Consider the following 24,603-nt stretch of genomic DNA (forward strand, 5'->3'; position numbering starts at 1 on the left):
CGAAAGCCATGATAGACATAACGGTCAAACAGGATTTGCGCGAAATGGCGAAGCGTCTCCAAGAACTCAGGGGGTCTCTTTGACTTAGATCTGAAGCAGGAGATCATCGCCAACTTCGAAGAGAAAATGTCGATGCCTGATTTCTGGGATGACAACGAGCGTGCTCAAAGCGTCATCTCCGAGCTGAACGCGGTGAAGTCGGTCGTTGAACAGTATGCGAAGCTGAATGACGATCACGAAGAGCTCCAGATGATGCTGGAGCTTGCCGAGGAAGAGAATGACGAGTCTATGGAGCAGGAGCTGACGGAAGGTGTCAAGCAACTGCTGGGCCGATTGAGCGACTTTGAATTGCAGCTTCTGCTGAATCAGCCTTATGATAAGCTGAACGCTATCGTCGAGCTGCATCCCGGAGCGGGAGGTACAGAGTCTCAGGATTGGGGCCTGATGCTCTACCGCATGTATACTCGCTGGGCTGAGAAGCGCGGCTTCAAGGTCGAGGTACTGGATTACCATGACGGCGACGAGGCCGGTATCAAGAGCGTCACGATGCTGATTAAAGGCCATAACGCATACGGATATCTGAAGGCTGAGAAAGGCGTGCATCGTCTTGTACGCATCTCGCCGTTCGATTCCGCGGGGCGCAGGCATACCTCTTTCGCCTCTTGCGACGTCATGCCGGAGATCGACGATACCATTGAGATCGAAATCCGGTCCGAAGATCTGAAGGTTGATACGTACCGCGCAAGCGGTGCCGGTGGACAGCATGTCAATAAGACGGAGTCGGCGATTCGGATTACCCATATCCCGACAGGCATCATTGTCGCTTGCCAGCAAGAACGCTCTCAGATCGCGAACCGTGATCGGGCGATGAAGATGCTGAAGTCCAAGATTTATGAACGCAAGATCGAAGAGCAGATGAAGCAGCTGGCCGAGATTCGCGGGGTACAATCGGATATCGCGTGGGGCAGCCAGATTCGTTCTTACGTATTCCACCCCTACAGCATGGTCAAGGATCACCGCACATCGGTGGAGACCGGCAATGTAGGCGCCGTGATGGACGGTGACCTGGATGCGTTCATTAATGGATACTTGCGCAGCCAGATCCGTCACGACTAATGTCGATTTGGACGAATAACGGATTTTAACCGTAACTTGTCCGTTGTTTTGCATAGCCTATAGGAAGAGTTCCAACACTGTAATGGTGAGGGGACTCTTTCTTTTGGAATAAGGAGATGAAACGAGTGGAAGTGGGAAAGATGAGACGCGGTGACCTAGTAAAGCGAAGAAATCCGCAAGCGCAAATCGTATGGAATATCCTGCAATTATTGCTGGGATCGATGATTGTGGCGCTGAGCTTCAACATGTTTTTGATGCCGAACGGCATTGCTTCGGGGGGCGTATCAGGTATTTCGATTCTAGTACAAAAGCTGACGGGCTTAATCCCGGCGTTGACGCAGTGGGCGATTAATATCCCGCTGTTTATTGCGGGCCTTTTGCTGTTGGGCCGAAAGTTCGGCGCGAAGACGCTGCTGGGCACGTTGGTACTCCCGCTGTTTGTACTATTGACGGCATCTGTACCTGCTCCGACGGATAATCCGATATTGGCCGCCATTTATGGCGGTATCGGGGTCGGTCTTGGTCTTGGATTGGTATTCCGAGGCGGTGGTTCAACGGGAGGTCTGGATCTGGCAGCGCAACTGCTGCATCGCTTTACGGGTCTGCCGTATAGTCTGGCTGTTGTCTGCTTCGATGGATGCGTCATTATTGCTGCAGGATTCGTCTTTTCGCCGGAAACATCGCTTTATGCGCTAATCGGATTATTTGTGACCAGCAAAACGATCGATTTTGTGCAAAACGGCCTTCAGCTCTCCAAAGTCGCATTCATCATTAGCGAACATACGGAAGAGGTGGCTCAAGCCATTCTTCATGACTTGGACCGCGGACTTACTCGCTTGGATGGTCATGGCGGGTATACAGGAGCAGGGCGTACCGTATTGATGGTCGTTGTCGGGCAGAACGAAGTTTCGAAGCTGAAGCAGCTTGTCAGGTCCATTGATTCAGGCGCTTTTGTCATTATTAGCAATACGGCTGAGGTGCTGGGGCAAGGCTTTAAGCTGGAGAACAGCTAGGAGGTCGAGTTTCGTCCCAGGCTTCCTGATAAATAAAGCGTTCGCCTTGTTATCTGGCAGAAAAAGACGGCGAATTGGCGTTGTATTAATATTAGTATGACTGTATAATAATACACGACGAACTTATATTTTCACGAACTTCTGAATGATGTACAATTAGAAGTTGTAGATAAAAATCAGGCTTTTCTCTATATTCATCCGAATGCATATTCATTCGTGACGATAGGGAGAGCGCTATACATAAAGCCGAAGCCCGTGCGATTGCCGCCGGATATCGGCTTGCCAAGAATAGAGCCGATATCCTGTAGATGACGGAATGACCCGTCGCCAAGCAGTGGCTCGCAAGTGGGGAGAGAGATAAGATGGGCAAGAAGATGGGTGTGGCTATTGTTGGTTCGACCGGTTATGGCGGTGTGGAATTGATGCGTCTATTGGAGGCGCATCCTTATGCGGAAGTAACGTCGGTTATTTCCTCGTCCAGTGCAGGAACATCGATTACGGATGGCTATCCGCATTTGGCGGGAATTCGTGAGGAGCTGCTGGATGGCGTGGATGCGCAAGCGATCAAGTCCAAGGCGGATGTCGTATTCTTGGCTACGCCGGCGGGCGTGGCTTCCAAGCTGGCACCGGAGTATCTTGCGGCTGGCTTGAAAGTCATTGATTTGTCGGGCGATTTCCGGCTGAAGTCGCCGGCATTGTACGAGCAATGGTATAAGAAGCCTGCAGCGGATGAGGTCTATTTGGAGAAGGCGGTATTCGGACTGGCTGAGATCTATGGCGAGAACGTGAAGGGCGCAGATTTCATCTCCAATCCGGGTTGTTATCCGACAGCGACTTTGCTAGGTCTTGTACCCGCGATCAAAGCGGGCTTTATCGATCCGGCATCGATTATTATCGATGCGAAGTCCGGCGTTTCCGGGGCAGGCCGCGGGGCATCCCTGGGTACGCATTATTCGGAGCTGAACGAGAACCTTAAGGCTTACAAAATCAATCAGCATCAGCATGTGCCCGAGATTGAGATGGTGCTGTCCGATGTGGCAGGCACGCCGATTGTGACGACGTTTACGACTCATCTTGTGCCGATGACGCGCGGCATTATGTCGACGATGTATGCAACTCTCAAGGACAACAGAAGTGTTGGCGATTTTATTGAATTGTATAAAGAGTTCTATGAAGGACGTCGCTTCGTACGTATTCGTCCTGAAGGACAATGGCCGGCGACGAAGGAAGTATGGGGCTCTAATTATTGCGATATCGGCTTTGCGGTTGATACACGCACGAATCGGGTTACGATCGTTTCGGTTATCGATAATCTGGTGAAGGGCGCGGCAGGCCAAGCGATCCAAAACTTAAATCTATTGATGGGCTGGGATGAGACGTCAGGTCTGCAATTCGTTCCTGCTTATCCGTAATCATATTTCATTCATATAGAGGGAGAAACGATTCACGATGGGACAGGACACTGCGTCAACTCCGTTCAAAGTGGTAACGAATGGCTCAATTACGACGCCTAAGGGATTCCGGGCTGGAGGACTCCATTGCGGTTTGAAAAAAACAACACGCTTCGATCTGGGAGCGATTGTCTGTGAGGTACCGGCAACGGCAGCGGGCGTCTACACGACGAACGTATTCCAGGCAGCTCCTTTGCAAGTGACAAGAGAGAGCATCGCAGCAGAGGGTCTGCTGCAAGCAGTGCTCGTTAATAGCGGCAACGCCAATGCTTGCACAGGCCAGCAAGGCGAAGCGGATGCCTATGAGATGCGCGCTAGATTCGCTGAAGCTATAGGCGTTCCTGCTGCCCATGTAGCAGTAGCGTCAACAGGCGTAATCGGTGAGAATTTGAAAATGGACAAAGTTCGCGTCGGCATCGATGGTCTGCCTTCCCAATTGGATGGCGGGCAACCGGGAGCGGACGGATTCTGCCAAGCGATTCTGACGACCGATCTGGTGCAGAAGATGGTATGCGTAGAGCTGGAGCTGGACGGTAAGATCGTAACAGTTGCAGGCGCAGCCAAAGGATCGGGTATGATTCATCCCAATATGGCGACGATGCTCGGCTTCGTGACGACAGATGCGAAGATCGGCAGCGAAGCACTGCAAGCTCTTCTACGCCAGGCTACGAACTATACGTTTAATATGATTACCGTTGATGGGGATACAAGTACGAACGACATGTTGGTTGCCATGGCAAGCGGTCTAGTGGATCATGCTGAGCTTACGCCGGCGCATGATGGCTGGGCGGCATTCGCGGCTGCGCTGCGTTATGTGTGCGAGGTACTGGCCAAAGCAATCGCGAGAGACGGTGAAGGTGCGACGAAGCTGGTTGAGGTTCAAGTGCACGGTGCGGTCAGCGATGATTCCGCTGCTGCTATTGCCAAGACGGTTATCGGCTCCTCCCTGGTGAAGTCAGCCGTATTCGGCGCTGACGCGAACTGGGGCCGCATCATTGCGGCAGTCGGTCGTGCGGGACAGCCGGTTAATCCGGCCACTGTCGACATTCGCTTGGGGGACATCGTGACGCTGCAGCAATCTCGTCCGGTTGCGTTCGACGAGGAAGTGGCACTGGAATATTTGAAGGGCGATACCGTTGTGATCGTTGTCGATCTTCATAATGGGGAAGGCTCGGCGACAGCTTGGGGCTGTGACCTGACCTATGATTACGTCCGCATCAATGCGGCATATCGGACTTAAGAAGCCTGTAAGGCTGCAGGGTGGAGGATGAAGCACGAATGGAACAGCGGTTTGTGATGAAATGCGGCGGAAGCACGCTCGCGGCTTTGCCGGACGACTTTTTCGGGGAGCTTCGGGAGCTGCAGCAATCCGGCGTGAAGCCGGTCATCGTACACGGGGGCGGACCTGCCATCTCGGAGACATTGACCAAGCTTGGCATTGAGACGGAATTTGTGAACGGCCTGCGCAAGACGAACGACGATGTACTGGATGTCGTAGAGATGGTGCTGGCCGGCCGCATCAATAAAGAAATCGTACGCAAAATCGGAACGAATGGCGCTCAGGCACTTGGTTTGTCAGGTGTAGATGGCGGCTTGATCCAGGCTCGTCCCGTTGCGAATGCGTCCGAGATCGGATTTGTGGGCGATGTGACGGATGTCGAATCCGGCATTATCGAAGGCATTATGGGAATGGGCTACATTCCGGTAATTGCGCCAATCGGAATCGATGCGAGCGGACAACGCTACAATATTAACGCCGATACAGCGGCCGGAGCGGTCGCTTCCCACCTGGGCGTAGAGCGAATGATCGTGGTCACGGATGTGCCTGGCATCTTGAAGACAGTGAACGGGGAGAAGCAAGTGCTTCCTTCGGTTACAGTTGAAGAGATCGAGGAAATGATTGCAAGCGGGGAAATATACGGCGGCATGATTCCGAAGGTTCGGGCTGCCATTCAGTGCATTCAAGGCCGAGTTCGTGAAGTTGTCATCGTGAGCGGGCAAGAGGCTGGCGTGTTGACACGGGCGGTACGCGAAGGCGGAGTCGGCACACGTATCGTACAAAGCAAGCAAAGGCAGGTGTAATGATAGATGAGCGAGAATAAAGCGGCTACGGCTGGGGCGTCATTGCTTCCTACATATGCGAGATATCCCCTCACGCTGGTAAAGGGCGAAGGAAGCTGGCTTTGGGATGATACGGGGAAGCGTTATCTGGACTTCATGAGCGGCATTGCCGTTACGAATCTGGGTCATGCTCCAGCACGCATTAAAGAAGCTCTCGTACAGCAATTGGATCAGCTATGGCATGTGTCCAACCTGTTTCACATTCCGAATCAAGCGGATGCGGCCAAGCTGTTGACGGACAATAGCTGCGGCGACGCTGTATTCTTCTGCAACTCGGGAGCTGAGGCGAACGAAGCAGCGATCAAGCTGGCCCGCCGTTATCAGCAGCTGGTACAGAACAATGGCCGGTATGAGATCATAACATTCGAGCAGTCGTTCCATGGACGTACGCTGGCGACATTGACTGCAACCGGTCAGGCGAAGGTAAAGGAAGGTTTTGCTCCTTTGCCAGAAGGATTCACATATATTCCTTATAACGATTTTGCAGCTCTTGAGGGGGCTGTTAGTGACAAGACAGCAGCCATTATGCTGGAGATGGTACAAGCGGAGGGCGGCATTCGACCGGTTGACCAGATCTATATCCGACAGGTTGCCGAATTGTGCAAACGCGAAGGCATTCTACTAATCGTCGACGAAATTCAGACGGGCATTGGCCGTACAGGCAAGCTGTTCGCTTATGAGCATTTCGGGATCGAGCCGGACATCTTCACATTGGCAAAAGGTCTCGGCAGCGGCTTCCCGGTCGGCGCGATGGTGGCGAAAGAGGAACTGCGCGAAGGCTTCAGCGCAGGCAGCCATGGCTCTACCTTTGGCGGTACGCCGATCGCAACGGCGGTTGTGAAGGCGACGCTGGAGACGATTGTAGGAGATAGCCTGTCTGCTAGAGCGGCGGCGCAAGGCGAATACCTGATGTCGCAGCTTCGTGAAAAGCTCGCAGGATCGAGCTTTGTGAAGGAAGTGCGCGGCTTAGGTCTGCTGGTTGGCATCGAGTGTGCCGGACCGGTAGCGGATGTAATCACCGCAGCGCAGGAGCGCGGATTGCTCGTTATTACGGCTGGACCGAATATCGTTCGTTTACTGCCTAATCTGCTTGTCACCAATGAAGAAATCGACGAGGCAGTGTCTATTCTGGTGGAGCTTTTGAACGCTAGATAAGTTCGATGCGTTTTTATAATTAATCTTTTAAAACCAAGGGTAGCGGAAAGAGCCCATTATTATGGAGAAGCGAAGTGTTCGCCTTTGCAGATTGCAACAGCGATCGGAATAGTAATCGGTTCTTGCAGCGGTTGTCTTGGGCAATGATAGTTAGAATTTTAGTTTTGTGCTTACGAAGTAAGGTTTGCTCCGCAAACCTTAGCTAATGCTTACGAAGTAAGGTTTGCTCCGCAAACCTTTTAGGAGGGAACATTATGCAAGTAGTGAATGAGGAAATGGCCCATAGCTTGAAAGGGCGCGACTTTCTGATGCTGGTTGACTTTACAAAAGAAGAATTGCATTACCTGATCAACCTGGCTATCGATCTGAAGAAAAAACAAAAAGCCGGCGAAACCCATCATATTCTGAAGGGCAAGACGCTGGGCATGATTTTTGAGAAATCGTCTACGCGCACGCGCGTTTCATTTGAAGTAGGCATGTACCAGCTCGGCGGACAAGGCTTGTTCCTGAGCAGCAATGATCTGCAAATTGGTCGCGGCGAGACCATCTGGGATACAGCACAGACCTTGTCCCGTTACCTTGACGGTATCATGATCCGTACATTTGCTCATCGCAAAGTGGTAGAGCTGGCTAGAGGCGCTACGATTCCCGTTATTAACGGCCTGACGGATCTGTCCCACCCATGCCAAGCACTGGCGGACTTCCAGACGATCTACGAGAAGAAGGGTACGCTCGAAGGTCTGAAAATGGCATACATTGGCGACGGCAACAATATGGCTCATTCTCTTATGATGGGTGCAGCCAAGCTGGGCATGCACATGTCCATTGCTACGCCTGAAGGCTACGAGCCGGATTCCGATCTGGTCCAACAGACGAAGGCGAATGCGGCTGAAACAGGCTCCCGCCTTGTGATCTGTCATGATCCGAAGGAAGCTGTTGCGGATGCAGATATCATCTACACCGATGTATGGGCGAGCATGGGTCAAGAAACGGAGCAGAAGGAACGCGAGCTTGCTTTTGCGAACTTCCAGGTGAATGACGAGCTGGCGAAGTACGCGAAGAAAGATTTCCAATTCATGCACTGCCTCCCTGCGCATCGCGGTGAAGAAGTAAGCGAAAGCGTCATCGATGGCGCACAATCCATTATTTTCGACCAGGCAGAGAACCGTCTCCATGCGCAAAAAGCGATCATGGCGGCAATCATGTCCTAATAGCATAGATATTTTATAAGTGAAGGGATGTAAGAGGAGATTATGGCAAAAGAAAAAATCGTGCTGGCTTACTCCGGCGGTTTGGACACATCTGTCATTCTAAAATGGCTCAAAGAAACATACGACGCTGAAATTATCGCTTTTACAGCAGACATCGGACAGAAGGATGAACTCGATGGCTTGGAAGAAAAAGCACTGGCAACAGGCGCTTCCAAAGTGTACATCGACGATCTTCGTGCCGAATTCGCGAAAGACTTTATTTACCCGATGTTCCAAGCGGGTACGCTGTATGAAGGACAATACCTGCTGGGTACGTCCATCGCACGTCCGCTTATTGCAAAACGTATGGTAGATATCGCTCGTGCAGAAGGCGCAACGGCAATCGCTCACGGCGCTACCGGCAAGGGCAATGACCAGGTTCGTTTTGAGCTGACGGCTGCCGCTTTGGCGCCAGAGATCGGCGTTATCGCTCCATGGAGACTGGAAGCATTCCGCGAGCAGTTCCCTGGACGCGCGGAGATGATCGCTTATGCTGAGAAGCATGGTATCCCGGTTACAGCATCCGCTGCTAAGCCTTACTCCACGGACCGCAACTTGCTTCATATCAGCTTTGAGAGCGGTATGCTGGAAGACCCTTGGTTCGATCCAAGCGCCGAGGAGAACGAAGACATGTATGTGCTGAGCGTATCGCCAGAGCGTGCGCCAGATCAAGCAGAGTACGTGGAATTGACGTTCGAGCAAGGCGACTGCGTTGCTTTGAACGGCGAGGCTATGAACCCGCTTGAAGTGATGGAGCGCTTGAATGATCTGGGCGGTAAGCACGGCATCGGCCGCGTCGACATGGTCGAAAACCGTTTTGTCGGCATGAAGAGCCGTGGCGTATACGAGACGCCGGGCGGTACCATTTTGTTCACTGCGCATCGCAAAATGGAATCTCTCACAATGGACCGCGAAGTCATGCATCTTCGCGACTCCCTGATTGCAAAGTATAGCCAGCTCGTCTACAACGGCTTCTGGTTCGCTCCTGAGCGTATTGCTTTGCAAGCGCTCGTGACAGAATCGCAGAAGAACGTAAGCGGCGTAGTACGTCTCAAGCTGTACAAAGGCAACGTAATCGGCGCTGGCGTGAAGAGCCCGGTCAGCTTGTACAACCCGGATATCGCAACGATGGAAGCAGATCCATCCCAAGCATACGATCAAGGCGATGCAACAGGCTTCATCCGTCTGAACGCACTTCGTCTGAAAGTTTCTTCTGGCGTAGAGCAAAGCAAAAACTAATAGCCGGATAAGGGCGGAAGCTTATGAAGCATGCAGGCCGGGACTGTACATCTGTCTCGGTCTACGACTGAGGAAGGGAGCAGCGGATAGCTGCCAAACTTTCTTGCGTCATGCGTGCTGAGAGGCTTCCGTTCCCTTGCATTCGGAAGGGAGTGCTGGATACAGTGAGCAAACTATGGGGCGGTCGTTTTACAAAAAAGACAGACCAACTGGTAGAGGAATACACAGCTTCAATTATGTTCGACAAAGAGTTGGCCGAGGAAGATATTCAAGGCAGCCTAGCGCATGTCACGATGCTGGGCAAGCAGGGCATTCTGCCTGCCGATGACGTAGAGAAAATTAAAGATGGTCTGCATCGTGTTCTTCAGCGCATTAAGCGCAACGACATCGAGTTTTCCATTGGCGACGAAGACATTCATATGAACATCGAAAAATCGCTGATCGATGACGTAGGTTCGGTAGGCGGTAAGCTTCACACAGGCCGCAGCCGCAATGATCAGGTGGCGACGGATATGCACTTGTGGCTGCGTAAGCGTGTCGTGGAATTTGTAGACATGCTTCACAAACTGCAATCCGCGCTGATTGAGCAGGCCAAAGCGAATACCGATACGATTTTGCCGGGCTACACGCATTTGCAACGTGCGCAGCCGATTCTTTTCGCTCATCATTTGATGGCTTACGTGTCCATGTTTGGCCGTGACATCGAGCGTCTGCAAGACAGCTACAAACGTATCAACGTATTGCCGCTCGGCGCTGGCGCTTTGGCGGGCACAACATTCCCGATTGATCGTCATTTTGTGGCGAGTCAATTGAAGTTTGATCGCGTGTACGAGAATAGTCTGGACGCGGTAAGCGATCGCGACTTCATCTTGGAATTCCTGTCGCATGCGTCCATCATTATGATGCACTTGTCGCGTCTAAGCGAAGAGCTCATCATGTGGTCCAGCACGGAATTCCACTTTGTTGAGCTGGATGATGCGTTCTGCACGGGCAGCAGCATCATGCCGCAGAAGAAGAACCCTGACGTGCCGGAGCTTGTTCGCGGCAAGACGGGCCGCGTCTACGGCAACCTGGTCGGTCTGTTGACCGTGCTGAAGTCGCTTCCGCTTGCTTACAACAAGGATATGCAGGAAGACAAGGAAGGCATGTTCGACACAGTGAAGACGCTGCAAGGCGCGCTTCAATTGTTTGCACCGATGGTTGCTACGATGAAGGTCAACACAGACCGGATGCGCCAAGCGGTCAACCAGGACTTCTCCAACGCGACAGACATTGCCGACTTCCTTGTTGGCAAAGGCATGCCGTTCCGCCAAGCGCATGAAGTCATCGGCAAGACGGTTCTGTATTGCATCCAGCAGAACAAATATTTGCTCGATCTGACGATCGAGGAGTTCAAGCAGTTCTCCAGCTTATTCGACGACCGCATCTACGCGGTGCTTCAGCCGGAGCAAGTCGTCAACGCCCGCAATGTATACGGCGGTACAGCGAAGCAGCAAGTCGAAGCGGCAATCGGCCGTGCCGACGTGTCGCTTGCAGAGACAGCGGCTTGGGTCACAGAATATTTGGAGCGCAGCAGGTAACAGTGATATTTATGGCATGTCGCAATATTTAACTGTATCGCATGAACGGTCAAGTTGTGTGTGCGGCATGCACTTCATTCTATTGTGTTATTGCATAAAGAAAGACGGGAGCGGGCTAAAGCTTCCGTCTTTTTTTGTCAGTTAAGGATGTACATGCCCCCAAGTATATAAAGCCCCGGAAGCTGATCGGTTACGTCGGTGTAACCACCCTCCAGCGTGCGGTACCGATGAAGTGGATCACTTAAGTCGGTAGAATCGCCCTACAGCGTAAGATACCTATGTTATGGATCACTTAAGTCGGTAGAATCGCCTTACAGCGTAAGATACCTATGTTATGGATCACTTAAGTCGGTAGAATCGCCCTACAGCGTAAGATACCTATGTTATGGATCACTTAAGTCGGTAGAACCGCCTTACAGCGTAAGATACCTATGTTATGGATCACTTAAGTCGGTAGAACCGCCCTACAGCGTAAGATACCTATGTTATGGATCACTTAAGTCGGTAGAACCGCCCTACAGCGTAAGATACCTATGTTATGGATCACTTAAGTCGGTAGAATCGCCCTACAGCGTGCACGCCCCAGGATTGGATCCATTAAGACGATAAAATCGATCTAAAAGTACACGCTCCCGCGTAGCTGCTCTCTTCAAGTTGGCACCACAACCTAACAGCCTACTTCGCTCCTCTGCTGCCATCGTCCAATGCAACGGCGAGGAGATTCTCTCGACTCGTCCCTCACAATCACAACCCATCTTCCACGAGCGAATCGCCTGGCGATGGCGGAGTGGCTTGCGGAGAAGGTGTCTCCTTAAGCGAAGCAGGTCCTGTCTCAATTACTGTGGGCTGTGCGCGATAGGTGTCTTTGGAGACACGCTCGCGTGTGACGACCTTGCCGTCCCGCAGATGGGTACGATAAGTTTCTACAATGTAACCAGGTTTTCCTTTCTCTGCGACAACCGTTTTTCCTACGGGCAGAGCAGGGTTGACGGATTGTTGGGTTTTCGGGGAGATCGTGTCTAGTGTGACCGACTCGATTTCATAGCTTTCGTTGCTGGGCATGGTGCCGAATAGCTTTATGGTCAGCTTTTTGTTATCGACGGATGTACGGATGAGCAGGGACTTGCCTGTTGTGTTGCGGAACTTGAAATCAATAGCATCCGTGGCATAAGTCGCATCTTGTCCAAGCGGGAGATAGGCGACGGGCAGTGAATGGTTGCGTCGTTCCTCAATGCCAAGTCCTGCACGAAGCACAGCTTGGTAGAGCGTGCTGGATACTTGGCAGATGCCGCCGCCGATGCCGGGCACGAACTTTCCATTGAGGATAACCGGTGCTTCGCGGTAATCATGCTCCTTCTCTGCTTTGGCGATAAGCTCGCTGTAAGAGAACACTTCATCCGGCTTCAAATACCAGTCGTTCAGCGTGTCCGCTGTGACACTTACATTATGTGATCGTCCCTCTGCACTTGTGCTGAAGTCGGTGGAGAAGGACATGATGAGGCGTTCGATTCCTTCCTCTTTCAGCTTCTCTAGCGTGATATCAGGATGAATGGTACTGATGGACAGCTCAGCAACCAAGGCAAGGCGATCCCCCGTGATATCTACTCCAACTTGATTTTCCTTCAAAATGATCCATTGGTCCGCTTCCTTCACCAGTTCACTGAGATTGAGTCTGTAGGCGTCTGTATGTGGCGTATAGACAACTTTATCCTGTCGGTTAATTTCCCGCATTGCGTTCTGCGGGGCGTTATTCTCCACCCAGCTCCATTGCTTGCGGAGAGCGGTCTCGAATGCCTGGCGTTCCCAGCTTTGGGACAAGGAGTAGTGGTTCTGGAATTGATTGCGGTAACGGGCGCGCTCCAATAGACTCCCCTTTTTCAGCTGCAACAGAGCTTCTCTGGCTCCCGCGAATTCCGCTTGATACCCAAGCTCGGATACGATCCAGCTTCGGCTATCCTCTGTGGTCTGATTCGCTTTTACGGTAATGCTGCGCTTCTCTAACGCTTTCTCATACTTTTCCAATAAGGCAATCGCATCGTCAATGTACATGCCCCCGATTTGCAGCTTGCCGGCTGTTACGCCATCCGGAACGGTTTCCTGGCTTGCGTACTTCCACACGACTACGAATCCTGCCGCTGCCGTAAGCAACACTACAGCAATCAATCCACCAATAATCCATTGCAGCTTCCTCATGCTCTAACACCCTTCCCCGCATATGCACATTCCTACATACCTATGCGTCCTGATCATGCTTCATGCCGCGCGTCAGCACACGTACAGTTAGCGATTCTGCAATCAGGGATATTCTCAGATGCTGCCTAGCTCCCTGCAAATTTTCTTGCATTTACTGGAGGGTGGCTCATTGATTTTCGACATGGAAATCGATAATGAGAATCATGAAAAAAGCGGAATAGGCTGTTCTATTGAAGGAATTAGCCGCACGCTGTCGAAATACTAGAACTGACTACATACAGGATGTGATACTGTGATCGAAATGCACGACATTTGGAAGACCTACGCTGACGGAACCCATGCACTTCGCGGCGTATCTGTTCGAATAGATCGAAATGAGTTTGTTTATGTCGTCGGCCCATCGGGTGCCGGCAAGTCTACATTCATGAAGCTGATTTATCGGGAAGAGGTGCCGACCAAAGGTCAGCTCTCGGTAAACGGTTTTAATATTGGTAAGCTAAAGCCCCGCAAAATCCCGTACGTCAGAAGAAACATTGGCGTCATTTTTCAAGATTTCAGACTGTTGCCGAAGCTGACGATTTACGAAAATGTGGCCTTTGCAATGGAAGTTATCGAAGCTCCTCGCAGAGTGATCAAGAAACGTACGATGGAAGTATTGGATCTTGTCGGATTGAGGCACAAGCATAATTCATTGCCTTCTCAGCTATCGGGCGGTGAACAGCAAAGGGTGTCGATTGCCCGGGCAATAGTGAACAATCCGTCAGTAATTGTAGCGGACGAGCCTACTGGCAACTTGGACCCTGAGACTTCGGCCGGTATTATGAATTTGCTGGAAGAGATTAACTTCCGTGGTTCAACCATTATTATGGCGACGCACAACAAAGAAATCGTAAACAGCATGCGCAAGCGGGTTATTGCCATAGAGAATGGCCTGATCGTCCGTGACGAGGCGAGAGGGGAGTACGGTTATGAAATTTAGCACGCTGCTCCGGCATCTTCGTGAAGGCTCCAGAAACATCATTCGGAATGGCTGGATGTCGTTTGCGTCAATGAGTTCTATCTTTATTTCGTTATTTATATTGGGTGTTTTTGTACTGCTTGCGATGAACGTCAACTCGATGGCGGATCAAATCGAGAGCAGGGTTCAGATAAGAGTGTTCTTGCAGACGGATGTGGAGCAAGCCAAAGTGACGGAACTTCAGAATAAAATCGGCAACTTGGAAGAGGTCAGCAAAGTCATCATCGTCTCCAAAGAAGAAGGATTGAATATCCTTCGAAATTCGATGGGAGTGGAGAACGGCGACTGGCTGGAGGGTTTTAACAACGAAAACAATCCTCTTCCAATCTCCTATACTGTTGAAGTCTATGATCCACAGTCGATTGGGACAGTGGCATCCAAGATTGACGGCATCAACAAGGCGGATGAGACCAATCCGATCAACCAGATCAAGTATGGACAAGGCACCATAGAGATGATGTTTAAAGTAACCAATACCGTTCGCAATATTGGATTTGTTATTGTGGTTGGTCTTGGCGTAACGGCCATGCTGCTCATCTCCAATACGATAAAAATGACGATAATCGCCAGACGCAGAGAAATCGGCATTATGAAGCTGGTAGGCGCGACAAACGCGTTCATTCGCTGGCCGTTTTTCATTGAGGGCGCGCTAATCGGGTTCGTCAGTTCGGTGCTGACGACCGCAGCTGTACTCGCAAGCTATGCACAGATTATTAAAGTTACCAAGCTCGACTTGTCGCTCATGCTGTTCAATCTGATTCCATTGCAGGAAGCAGGAACGACAACGGCCATGTTGATTATGGGAATCGGCACACTAATAGGCATTTGGGGCAGCACCATTTCGGTACGAAAGTATTTGAAAGTGTAGGTGAATGGTTCAATTATGAAAAAAATAAGCGCATTTATTTTAGCTGTTATTCTACTCGCCGTATTTGTGTTACAGCCTTCAGGCGGCAGCGAGGTCAAGGCGGCATCGCTTTCTCAGATCGAGAAGGATATCAAGGCGGCTAATCAGCAAATCAGGGAAGCAGAGCGCAAGGCTGCCAACGCGGCCAAGGATGCGAAAAATGCAGAGATTCAGAAGCATTCGATATCCACGAAGAAGGAAACGCTGCAGAAGGAAATTAATTCCTTGAATAAAGAAATCGATAAAGTTGCTATTGCTTTGACGAAGAAGCAAGGGGAGAAAGAAGTTAAGCAGGGAGAATTGGTCCAAACGGGCGTTGAGCTGGAAGAAGCGGTTCAGCGGGTTGTGGAACGCGAGGCTCTTCTGGAGACTCGTATGCGCATGATGTATTCGAATGGATTTGTTTCTTACATAGATGTCCTGTTTAGCGCAACAAGCTTTACAGACTTCCTGGATCGATTCGATGCGCTGCAGACGATTCTGAGCTCGGACCGCGAAATTCTAACAGCTCATAAGAAGGATCAGGCGCTCGTCGAGCAGAAGAAAGTGGACATTGAGGAGCAGTATGCGGAGCTGGAGGCGATCTACCATGAGCTTCAGCTGCAGCAGGCCGATCTGGTCAAGAAAGAATCGGAGAAGGAAGTGCTTGTTGCTTCCTATAACCAGAATTTGAACGAACTGACGGAGACGCTTGAAATGCTTGAAGTCATTAGCGAGGAGCAAGAGAAGCTGCTCGTCGCGCTTGCGGCGAAAGTATCCAAGCTCAATGCGGAGAAAAACCGGATCAAGAACCCGTATTCTGGCGGTAAGCTGGGTATGCCGATCAATAGCGGTGCTCGCGTAACCTCAAACTTTGGTACGCGGAATCATCCCATCACCGGCAAGAGCCACACACACACCGGCATTGACTTCGGAGCGCCGCAAGGCACGGATATCTTCGCTGCCGAGGGTGGCGTCGTCATCGTATCACAGCTGTGGAGCGGTTATGGCAATTGTATCATCATCGATCATGGCAACGGTCTATGGACACTATACGGTCATATTCGCAACGGAGGACTGCTTGTCAGCGTAGGCGATCAGGTCAAGCGGGGTCAGAAAATAGCGGAGGTTGGCAGCACGGGCAATTCCACAGGCCCGCATCTTCACTTCGAAGTACGTAAGAACGAAGTGCCAGTCAATCCGAGCGGCTATTTAAAGTAATTTTTCATTCATCATCAGGAAGGGCAGTCCAGTATTGGGCTGCCCTTATTATTCAATAAAAAGCCATCTCGAATTGGCATTTCCGCAAATAATTGCCTTCCACTTGTCATATACTATTGGGGTCATGTAAGCTGGAAAACAATGAAGGTGGTGTACCGAGGTGTATTTCAAGGGACGTACAGTTTTTGCATTTGTCATGGTGACGATAATTGCCTCCGTACTGGTGACGATGACGCTTGCTGATCAATGGATGCAGGGTGGCCATCAGCGCTCTTCATCCGCTGTCGTCGCAGCAGCCGCAGGGGATGATCAGGCCCGCTATCAATTGAATGCGGACGAGCTTGCCAAGCTGAATGCCGTGCTGGAGCTGATAGAGACCAAGTATTATGCAGATGTCGAGCGCGAGGAATTGCTGGATGGCGCAGTCAGCGGAATGATGAGTGCGCTGGATGATCCGTATTCCGTCTACATGGAGAAGGAAGTTGCACAGCACTTCGCTGAATCCATTGAAGGTTCCTTTACCGGTATTGGTGCGGAAGTCACGAAGGAGGATGGAAAGATCATCGTCGTATCTCCCATCAAGGGCTCGCCGGCCGAACGTTCAGGGTTGCTGGCCAAAGACGTGCTGATCTCCATTAATGGCGTCAGCTTGAATGGCTTGAACTTGCAGGAAGCGGTCACGAAGATTCGCGGTCCGAAGGGGACGAAGGCGAAAATTGTCGTGCAGCGCAACGGCTTTGCGGAGCCGATTCAGCTTGTGCTGATACGGGAAGATATAGATGTGGAGACGGTCCATAGTACAATGAGACCGGATGGCATCGGCGTCATTGAAATCCGGCAATTCTCGCTCAATACCTCGAAGCGATTCAAGGAAGAGCTGGTGAAGCTGGAAGGCGAAGGGTTGAAAGGTCTGGTTCTGGACGTACGCAACAACCCTGGCGGCGTACTTCCTATTGTCGTTGAGATTTCACAGCTTATGATGAAAGAAGGCTCTACTGTCGTCCAGGTCGAATATCGGGATGGAAAGCGGGATAAGACACTGGCCAAGGGCGGCTCGCAGAAGGACTATCCCATTGCGGTACTCACCAACAAAGGAAGCGCGAGCGCTTCGGAGATCTTGGCGGGTGCGTTGCAAGAAGCCGCTGGGGCAACCGTTATAGGCGAGCAATCCTTTGGCAAAGGAACGGTTCAAGTCAGCTATAACAAAGCGCTTGGCGATGGCAGTCTGGTCAAGATGACAATTGCGAAGTGGCTAACGCCCAATGGCAACTGGATTCACAAAAAGGGCATTACCCCGAATCAGATCGTCGATCCGCCGGATATGTATACGGTCGCCAGAATGAACGTGCAGGAGCCGCTTAAGGCCGACAGCTTGAGCGAGCAGGTTCGCAGCGCTCAAATCATGTTGCATGGGCTTGGATTCGAACCTTCACGCGAGGATGGCTACTTCGATACGGAGACAGTTGAGGCTGTGAAAAAATTTCAGGCTCAGCACCAGCTTCCAGCGACTGGCGAGATCGACGCCAAGACGGCCGTACTGCTGGAGCAAGCCGTTGTGAAGTGGATTCAGAATAAAGAAAACGACGCACAGCTTCTGGAAGCGGTAAAAGCTGTCAGCAGGAAATAGCGTGGCGTGTGTCGAATGAATACAGGGTTGGCTTCGCATAGTCGAGGTCAGCCTTTTTCATTGGAGACAGGGATAGATGGGGGAGTGTTCGCTTGGAGACGGCGCTAGCTATGCTGCAATTGCTTGCGGAATCGGTGTTGCAGCTGCTGATACAACCTTTTTACTATATAGCGGTCTTATTTATTATATTGCAATACAGCAGGCAGATGAGAATGGAACGGCAGTTATTCGCCGTGAAGCTGCATAGTTGGGTGAACTTGACCGCAAAGGCCATGTTGACCGGATTATTGGCAGGACTTGCGGTATCGATCGCAGGGGCGTTTATCGGCACGACATTGACGCCCTCGGCTGTCCTATGGCTATGGGTGGTTGCGGCTATATTGATGCTGATTCGAATTCGGTACCTATGCTTCGCCTATAGCGCGGGTATCATTGCCATTATGCAATGGGTCCTCGCCTTCACCCCGCTTGCGGAGCGGACGGATTGGATTGGCAGCATGGCCGTATCGCTCGCTGGAGTGGATGCAGTCGGCCTGCTGCTGCTTGTAGCTTTGCTTCATCTCGCAGAGGCAATATTGGTCAAGATGCAGGGTGATCGACTGGCGACGCCTCTGTTCCTGGAAGGCAAGCGCGGCAAGCTGGTAGGCGGCTACTTGCTCCAAGGCTTTTGGCCGGTCCCCCTGTTTCTGCTCGTTCCGGTAGCCGGTTCGGCAAGCGGCAGCGTCTCCACCTCGGCTTTGCCTTGGACGCCGCTATTCGGAGCGGATTGGTCGCAAGGCTGGACATTCGTCGCACTGCCGATGATTATCGGCTTTACGGAGATGACGCGGACTATGCTTCCGCAGGTCAAAGCGAGACATGCAGCGCAAGGACTGCTGCTATACAGTATCCTTCTGGCCGGAGCGGCCATTGCGGCTTGGTGGCAGCCCATTCTGTTGCCGCTTGCTGCAGCGGTTGCGATCTTGCTGCATGAGGCTATCGTCTGGCGCAGCAAGCTCGCAGAGTCGAAGCTTAAGCCGCTATATGTACATGATACGCGCGGATTGCGGATTCTCGGCATTGTGCCGGGAACGCCTGCCGAAGCTATGGGACTGGCGGCAGGCGAGATTTTGCATAAAGTGAACGGGACGCGCGTGTTGACGAAAGAAGAACTGTACAGCGCCTTGGCAATCAATTCGGCATTCTGCAAGCTGGAGGTCTATAATATCGAAGGCGAGCTGAAATTTGCCCAGAAGGCCAGATATGCCGGGGAACATCATCAGCTTGGTGTCATTCTGGCTCCTGATGAGCAAGCGAATTATTATGCAGCGAGCGGGCCGGCGTCGCTGGTCGGACTTCTTCGCGGCATGCGGGCTGCGAACCGTAGAGGCAAGGGAGAACCGCGTGATAGTAATCTTTAAGCGGGGATATAGAAGCGCAGAGAGCTGTTCGTGAGGATACGAGCGGCTTTTTGGCATCTTCCGACACTTGGGAAAAAGCAATCTGGAAAAAATAACGTTAGATCATGCGTTGCGCGAATAAAAGCTAGCCGCTATAATAAATGGGAACACATATTCTTATGGAATGCCATAATGCCATGCCTGATTTTTGGGAAGAGCATTTGACTATAATGATGATAGGTATTGAAGGTTAGGGGGACATGGAGTGACGGATAAGGTAATGAGCGACCGATTATTTGAGATCAAGTCCGAATATAGACCTCAGGGCGACCAGCCGAGGGCGATCAAGGAACTGGTCGAAGGCGTGAAGGCCGGCAAGCGCCATCAGACGCTGCTGGGAGCGACGGGTACAGGGAAGACGTACACGATTGCCAATGCAATTGAGGAACTCAACAGACCTACGCTCGTCATTGCTCACAACAAGACGCTGGCCGCACAGCTTTGTAGCGAATTCAAATCTTTTTTCCCCGACAACGCGGTTGAGTATTTCGTCAGTTACTACGATTACTATCAGCCGGAAGCCTACATTCCATCCACTGACACCTTTATCGAGAAGGATTCCAGCATTAATGATGAAATCGACAAGCTACGCCATGCGGCAACGAGCTCGCTGTTCGACCGTCGCGACGTTATTATTGTAGCGAGTGTATCCTGTATTTACGGCTTAGGCTCGCCTACGGAATACGGAAGCTTGGTATTGTCGCTCAGAGTGGGCATGGAGAAGTCCCGCGATGCGATTCTGCACAAGCTCGTCGATATTCAATATGCAAGAAACGATATTAGCTTCACGCGGGGTACGTTTCGGGTGAGAGGGGATATTGTTGAAATATTCCCGGTAGCCAATAACGAGCGAGCCATTCGTGTGGAGTTGTTCGGCGATGAGATCGAGCGCATCTCAGAGATTGACGTGCTGACTGGCGAGATCATAGGGGAGAGAGAGCATATAGCGATATTCCCGGCCTCTCACTTTGTTACGCAAGAAGAGACGATGAAAGTGGCGCTCGTCCATATTGAGCAGGAGCTTGAGGAGAGGCTGGCCGAGCTGCGTGAAGGGGGCAAGCTGCTGGAGGCGCAAAGGCTGGAGCAGCGGACAAGGTATGACCTGGAGATGATGGCGGAGATGGGCTTCTGCTCGGGGATTGAGAACTATTCAGGTCCGTTGACGTTCAGGGAACGGGGCGCGACGCCGTATACGCTTCTTGATTATTTCCCGGAGGATATGCTGGTGGTCATCGATGAATCCCACGTATCGTTGCCTCAGATTCGCGCGATGTTCAATGGCGACCGGGCCCGGAAGGAGATGCTCGTCAACCATGGCTTCCGCCTGCCGTCTGCGATGGATAACCGTCCGCTTCGGTTTGAGGAGTTTGAGGAAAAAACAAAGCAATTAATTTACGTATCTGCGACCCCCGGACCTTATGAGCTGGAGCATTGCCCGACTATGATCCAGCAAATTATTAGACCAACAGGACTTCTTGATCCCATTATTGAGGTTCGTCCAACGAAAGGCCAGATCGATAATTTGCTGGAGGAAATCAGGGACCGGATAGCCAAGGACGAGCGTGTATTGATCACAACGCTGACGAAGAAGATGTCGGAGGATCTCACGGATTACTTGAAGGAAGTAGGCATTAAGGTTCGTTACCTGCACTCTGATATCAAGACGCTCGAACGGCTTGCTATTCTAAGAGATCTTCGGCTTGGCGTGTTCCATGTCTTGGTTGGCATCAACTTGCTCAGAGAAGGCCTCGACCTTCCTGAAGTATCGCTGGTTACAATACTGGACGCAGACAAGGAGGGCTTCCTCCGCTCGGACAGGGCACTAATCCAGACCATCGGCCGTGCTGCACGGAATAGTGAAGGCCGCGTCATAATGTTCGCGGACAAAATAACAGATTCTATGGATCGTGCGATTAAGGAGACGGAACGTCGGCGGGCCATTCAGATCGCATTTAATGAGAAGCATGGCATCGAACCGCAAACGATCCGCAAGCGGGTCCATGATGTTATTGAGGCTACGAAAGTCGCCGAGCAGAAGGCTGATTACTTGGCCGGAGCCGGAACGGATAAGATGTCGAAGAAGGATCGCCAGTCGCTTATCGAGCGCCTGGAGAGCGAGATGAAAGAAGCAGCCAAGAGCCTGCAGTTCGAGCGAGCCGCCGAGCTTCGCGACGCATTGCTTGAAATTCGCGCCGAGATGGGATAGTAGGAGGAGAAACCAGTGGCAAGTGACAAAATCGTAGTAAAGGGCGCACGCGCCCATAACTTAAAAAATATAGATGTAACGATTCCCCGCGATAAGTTTGTTGTCCTAACAGGCCTAAGCGGTTCGGGGAAGTCGTCCCTTGCCTTCGATACGATCTATGCAGAGGGACAACGCCGCTACGTTGAGTCGCTGAGTGCGTATGCACGTCAGTTTCTTGGTCAAATGGAGAAGCCGGACGTGGACTCCATCGAGGGGCTGTCACCTGCTATATCGATCGATCAGAAGACCACGAGCCGCAATCCTCGTTCCACGGTAGGTACGGTGACGGAGATTTACGATTATTTACGGCTCCTGTTCGCTCGCGTCGGACGGCCTCATTGTCCCGATCATGGTGTTGAGATATCGTCTCAGACCGTTCAGCAGATGGTTGACCGCATCATGGAGTATCCGGAGCGTACCAAGCTTCAGATTATGGCTCCGCTTGTATCGGGACGTAAGGGCGAGCATGCGAAGCTGCTGGCTGATGTGCAGAAGCAAGGGTTCGTTCGTGTTCGCGTGAATGGCGAGCTGCGAGAGCTTAGCGAGAAGATCGAGCTGGAGAAGAACAAGAAGCATACGATAGAAGTGATTGTGGACCGGATTGTTGTGAAACCGGACATTCATGCGCGTCTGGCGGACTCGTTGGAGACCGCCTTGAAGCTTGCAGATGGTCGCGTTCTCGTAGATGTGATGGAGAAAGAGGAATTGCTATTTAGCTCCAACCTGGCTTGCCCAGAGTGCGGATTCAGTATCGAAGAGCTGGCTCCACGGATGTTTTCGTTTAATAGTCCTTACGGGGCTTGTCCGGATTGCGACGGACTTGGGGCAAAGATGATTGTCGATCCTGATCTGCTTGTGCCGGACAACAGTAAGTCGATTGAAGAGGGAGCTTTCCTTGCATGGGCAGGAAGCACGTCCAATTACTACCCGCAATTTCTGAGCGCGGTATGCGTGCACTACGGCATTCTTCAAAACGTGCCATTGTCGGAGCTGACGACGGAGCAGATGAAGAAGCTGCTTTACGGAACGGGCGGGGAGCGGGTTCGATTCCTGTACGAAAATGACTTTGGCCACCGTAAGGAAGCATATGTGCCTTTTGAAGGCATCGTGAATAATCTGGAGCGCCGTTATCGCGATACAGCTTCCGACATGATGCGTGAGCATATTGCCAATTACATGAGTGCGAAGCCTTGCGGAGGCTGCAAAGGACAGCGCCTTCGTAAAGAAACGCTGGCCGTTACGATAGGCTCGCAAAACATTTCGCATGTAACAGAGCTGTCGATTGGCGAAGCCCAACGTTACTTTGATGGTTTGGAGCTGACCAACAAGGAGAAGACGATCGCTCACCTGATTTTGAAGGAAATTAATAGCCGATTAGGCTTCCTGGTCAATGTAGGCTTGGAATACTTGACGCTAAGCAGAGCGGCCGGCACATTATCTGGCGGCGAAGCCCAGCGGATCCGCTTGGCTACTCAGATCGGATCAAGCCTGATGGGTGTCCTCTATATATTGGACGAACCGAGCATTGGGCTGCATCAGCGTGATAACGATCGGCTCATTCAGACGCTGGAGCATATGCGCAACCTGGGCAATACGCTAATCGTAGTGGAGCATGACGAGGACACGATGTTGGCGGCCGATTACATTATTGATATCGGCCCAGGCGCAGGTATTCATGGCGGCCAGATTATTGCAGAAGGAACGCCGAAGGAAGTCATGGACGACGAGAATTCGTTGACGGGCCAGTACCTTAGCGGACGCAAGTTCATTGAAGTTCCGCTGGAACGCCGTGCGACTGGTGATAAGTGGATCGAGGTTCGAGGTGCGAAGGAGAACAATCTCCGCAATGTGAATGTGAAGATACCGCTTGGCGTGTTCTCTGCCGTGACTGGAGTGTCGGGTTCCGGTAAATCTACATTCGTGAATGAGATTTTGTATAAAACGCTGGCGCGCGATTTGAACAAAGCGAAAGTACGTCCGGGCCACTATAAGGAATTCAGAGGCATGGAGCATCTGGAGAAGGTCATTGATATTGACCAATCTCCAATCGGTCGTACGCCGCGTTCCAACCCTGCAACTTATACGGGTGTATTCGATGATATTCGCGATCTGTACGCGAGCACCAATGAAGCGAAGGTTCGCGGCTACAAGAAAGGCCGCTTCAGCTTCAACGTAAAGGGCGGCCGCTGTGAAGCTTGCCGCGGCGATGGAATTATCAAGATTGAGATGCATTTCCTGCCCGACGTTTACGTGCCCTGCGAGATTTGCAAGGGCAAACGCTACAATCGGGAGACGCTGGAAGTGAAGTACAAAGGCAAGAACATCTCCGAAGTGCTGGAGATGACGATTGAGGATGGCTGTACGTTCTTCGAGAATATTCCGCGTATTCACCGCAAAGTGCAGACGCTGCTGGATGTAGGTCTTGGCTATATGAAGCTAGGCCAGCCGGCTACGACTCTCTCCGGCGGCGAGGCGCAGCGTGTGAAGCTGGCGGCAGAGCTTTACCGCCGAAGCACAGGCAAGACGCTTTATATTCTGGATGAACCAACGACGGGCTTGCATGTGCATGATATCGATCGCTTGCTTACGGTTCTGCATCGTTTGGTTGATTCCGGAGAATCGGTTCTTGTCATAGAACATAATCTGGATGTAATCAAGACGGCTGATTATCTCATTGATCTGGGGCCGGAAGGCGGCAATGGCGGCGGTATGATCGTTGCGACAGGGACGCCGGAGCAAGTTGTTAAAGTCGAACAATCGTATACTGGGCGCTACTTGAAGCCGATCCTGGATCGGGATAGAGAGCGGACGCAGCAGCGCTATAGCCATAAAGAACGGGTTGGCGCAGGAGCGGCAGAATAATTCATTTTGCTGTATGTGTCAGGTTAGTCATCTTCGTTATTGAAGGTTGTATTTAGGTAAAAAGAAGTCGTGGGTAGGAAGAGTTATTTCTCTATTCATGGCTTCTTATTTTTTTTGGTGCTGTCGATTGATGTTGCAAATATGCAAAAAGAGAAGCGTATGCGAAAAACATGTCGTTTCGCGTTAT

18 protein-coding genes are annotated in these 24,603 nt (G+C 51.5%); 17 read left to right on the plus strand and 1 reads right to left on the minus strand.

Going from position 1 to position 24,603, the window contains the following annotated elements; all coding sequences use genetic code 11:
- Positions 1–8: 8 nt before the first annotated feature.
- From prfB to argH, 9 genes are all read left to right on the plus strand, one after another.
- Positions 9–1,116, plus strand: a protein-coding gene (gene prfB / locus DX130_RS24135; RefSeq protein WP_116049737.1) for a peptide chain release factor 2 whose coding sequence is annotated in 2 segments (ribosomal slippage) — positions 9–80 and positions 82–1,116 — 1,107 coding nt in all. Because the reading frame shifts where the segments join, the coding sequence is not laid out codon by codon here.
- Between the two features lie 140 nt (positions 1,117–1,256).
- Complete coding sequence (locus DX130_RS24140) at positions 1,257–2,129, plus strand: YitT family protein (RefSeq protein WP_240644689.1); 873 nt, start codon at positions 1,257–1,259, stop codon at positions 2,127–2,129.
- Positions 2,130–2,491: 362 nt separating this feature from the next.
- The gene (argC, locus tag DX130_RS24145) at positions 2,492–3,541 is read left to right on the plus strand and encodes an N-acetyl-gamma-glutamyl-phosphate reductase (protein WP_116049740.1); all 1,050 of its coding nucleotides are present in this window, start codon (positions 2,492–2,494) and stop codon (positions 3,539–3,541) included.
- 37 nt (positions 3,542–3,578) lie between these two features.
- The gene (gene argJ / locus DX130_RS24150; RefSeq protein WP_116049742.1) at positions 3,579–4,820 is read left to right on the plus strand and encodes a bifunctional ornithine acetyltransferase/N-acetylglutamate synthase; all 1,242 of its coding nucleotides are present in this window, start codon (positions 3,579–3,581) and stop codon (positions 4,818–4,820) included.
- Between the two features lie 38 nt (positions 4,821–4,858).
- Positions 4,859–5,662: an acetylglutamate kinase gene (gene argB, locus DX130_RS24155; RefSeq protein WP_116049744.1), complete on the plus strand. Its 804-nt coding sequence runs from the start codon at positions 4,859–4,861 to the stop codon at positions 5,660–5,662.
- A 6-nt stretch (positions 5,663–5,668) separates the two neighbouring features.
- Complete coding sequence (locus tag DX130_RS24160) at positions 5,669–6,856, plus strand: acetylornithine transaminase (RefSeq protein ID WP_116049745.1); 1,188 nt, start codon at positions 5,669–5,671, stop codon at positions 6,854–6,856.
- Between the two features lie 254 nt (positions 6,857–7,110).
- A complete protein-coding gene (argF, locus tag DX130_RS24165) occupies positions 7,111–8,067 on the plus strand; it encodes an ornithine carbamoyltransferase (protein WP_116049747.1) in 957 nt (318 codons plus the stop codon).
- A 42-nt stretch (positions 8,068–8,109) separates the two neighbouring features.
- Complete coding sequence (locus DX130_RS24170; RefSeq protein ID WP_116049749.1) at positions 8,110–9,345, plus strand: argininosuccinate synthase; 1,236 nt, start codon at positions 8,110–8,112, stop codon at positions 9,343–9,345.
- A 164-nt stretch (positions 9,346–9,509) separates the two neighbouring features.
- Positions 9,510–10,925 carry an argininosuccinate lyase gene (gene argH, locus DX130_RS24175; RefSeq protein WP_116049797.1) on the plus strand — a complete coding sequence of 472 codons (1,416 nt, stop codon included), beginning with the start codon at positions 9,510–9,512 and terminating at the stop codon, positions 10,923–10,925.
- A 744-nt stretch (positions 10,926–11,669) separates the two neighbouring features.
- Here argH and DX130_RS24180 read toward each other — a convergent pair.
- Entirely contained in the window at positions 11,670–13,118 is a 1,449-nt protein-coding gene (locus DX130_RS24180) for a VanW family protein (protein WP_116049750.1), read from the minus strand.
- 292 nt (positions 13,119–13,410) lie between these two features.
- Between DX130_RS24180 and ftsE the strand changes: the two genes are divergently transcribed.
- From ftsE to uvrA, 8 genes are all read left to right on the plus strand, one after another.
- Positions 13,411–14,097, plus strand: a complete 687-nt coding sequence (gene ftsE / locus DX130_RS24185) for a cell division ATP-binding protein FtsE (protein WP_116049752.1) — start codon at positions 13,411–13,413, stop codon at positions 14,095–14,097.
- Positions 14,087–15,004 (plus strand): permease-like cell division protein FtsX, encoded by a 918-nt coding sequence (ftsX, locus tag DX130_RS24190; protein ID WP_116049754.1) that lies wholly within the window; start codon positions 14,087–14,089, stop codon positions 15,002–15,004. Before ftsE ends, ftsX begins: the two co-directional genes overlap by 11 nt.
- A 15-nt stretch (positions 15,005–15,019) precedes the next feature.
- On the plus strand, positions 15,020–16,243 hold the full coding sequence (locus DX130_RS27300; RefSeq protein WP_165861442.1) for a murein hydrolase activator EnvC family protein: 1,224 nt from the start codon (positions 15,020–15,022) through the stop codon (positions 16,241–16,243).
- A 196-nt stretch (positions 16,244–16,439) separates the two neighbouring features.
- Positions 16,440–17,870 (plus strand): S41 family peptidase, encoded by a 1,431-nt coding sequence (locus DX130_RS24200; protein WP_116049800.1) that lies wholly within the window; start codon positions 16,440–16,442, stop codon positions 17,868–17,870.
- Between the two features lie 76 nt (positions 17,871–17,946).
- Positions 17,947–18,117: a hypothetical protein gene (locus DX130_RS27145; protein WP_240644685.1), complete on the plus strand. Its 171-nt coding sequence runs from the start codon at positions 17,947–17,949 to the stop codon at positions 18,115–18,117.
- Entirely contained in the window at positions 18,083–19,270 is a 1,188-nt protein-coding gene (locus DX130_RS24205) for a PDZ domain-containing protein (RefSeq protein ID WP_240644686.1), read from the plus strand. The genes DX130_RS27145 and DX130_RS24205 overlap by 35 nt, the downstream gene beginning before the upstream one ends.
- A 259-nt stretch (positions 19,271–19,529) precedes the next feature.
- On the plus strand, positions 19,530–21,515 hold the full coding sequence (gene uvrB / locus DX130_RS24210) for an excinuclease ABC subunit UvrB (protein ID WP_206098885.1): 1,986 nt from the start codon (positions 19,530–19,532) through the stop codon (positions 21,513–21,515).
- 15 nt (positions 21,516–21,530) lie between these two features.
- Positions 21,531–24,416, plus strand: a complete 2,886-nt coding sequence (gene uvrA, locus DX130_RS24215; RefSeq protein ID WP_116049759.1) for an excinuclease ABC subunit UvrA — start codon at positions 21,531–21,533, stop codon at positions 24,414–24,416.
- Positions 24,417–24,603 lie beyond the last annotated feature (187 nt).

The sequence above is a fragment of the Paenibacillus paeoniae genome, from assembly GCF_003388735.1.
Lineage (GTDB): Bacteria > Bacillota > Bacilli > Paenibacillales > Paenibacillaceae > Pristimantibacillus > Pristimantibacillus paeoniae.

Coding starts and splice junctions, on each gene's coding strand:
- DX130_RS24140 (WP_240644689.1), top strand. CDS start 1,257: ATGAGACGCGGTGACCTAGTAAAGCGAAGAAATCCGCAAGCGCAAATC.
- argC (WP_116049740.1), top strand. CDS start 2,492: ATGGGCAAGAAGATGGGTGTGGCTATTGTTGGTTCGACCGGTTATGGC.
- argJ (WP_116049742.1), top strand. CDS start 3,579: ATGGGACAGGACACTGCGTCAACTCCGTTCAAAGTGGTAACGAATGGC.
- argB (WP_116049744.1), top strand. CDS start 4,859: ATGGAACAGCGGTTTGTGATGAAATGCGGCGGAAGCACGCTCGCGGCT.
- DX130_RS24160 (WP_116049745.1), top strand. CDS start 5,669: ATGAGCGAGAATAAAGCGGCTACGGCTGGGGCGTCATTGCTTCCTACA.
- argF (WP_116049747.1), top strand. CDS start 7,111: ATGCAAGTAGTGAATGAGGAAATGGCCCATAGCTTGAAAGGGCGCGAC.
- DX130_RS24170 (WP_116049749.1), top strand. CDS start 8,110: ATGGCAAAAGAAAAAATCGTGCTGGCTTACTCCGGCGGTTTGGACACA.
- DX130_RS24180 (WP_116049750.1), bottom strand. CDS start 13,118: ATGAGGAAGCTGCAATGGATTATTGGTGGATTGATTGCTGTAGTGTTG.
- ftsX (WP_116049754.1), top strand. CDS start 14,087: ATGAAATTTAGCACGCTGCTCCGGCATCTTCGTGAAGGCTCCAGAAAC.
- DX130_RS27300 (WP_165861442.1), top strand. CDS start 15,020: ATGAAAAAAATAAGCGCATTTATTTTAGCTGTTATTCTACTCGCCGTA.
- DX130_RS24200 (WP_116049800.1), top strand. CDS start 16,440: ATGGTGACGATAATTGCCTCCGTACTGGTGACGATGACGCTTGCTGAT.
- DX130_RS27145 (WP_240644685.1), top strand. CDS start 17,947: ATGGGGGAGTGTTCGCTTGGAGACGGCGCTAGCTATGCTGCAATTGCT.
- DX130_RS24205 (WP_240644686.1), top strand. CDS start 18,083: ATGGAACGGCAGTTATTCGCCGTGAAGCTGCATAGTTGGGTGAACTTG.
- uvrB (WP_206098885.1), top strand. CDS start 19,530: ATGAGCGACCGATTATTTGAGATCAAGTCCGAATATAGACCTCAGGGC.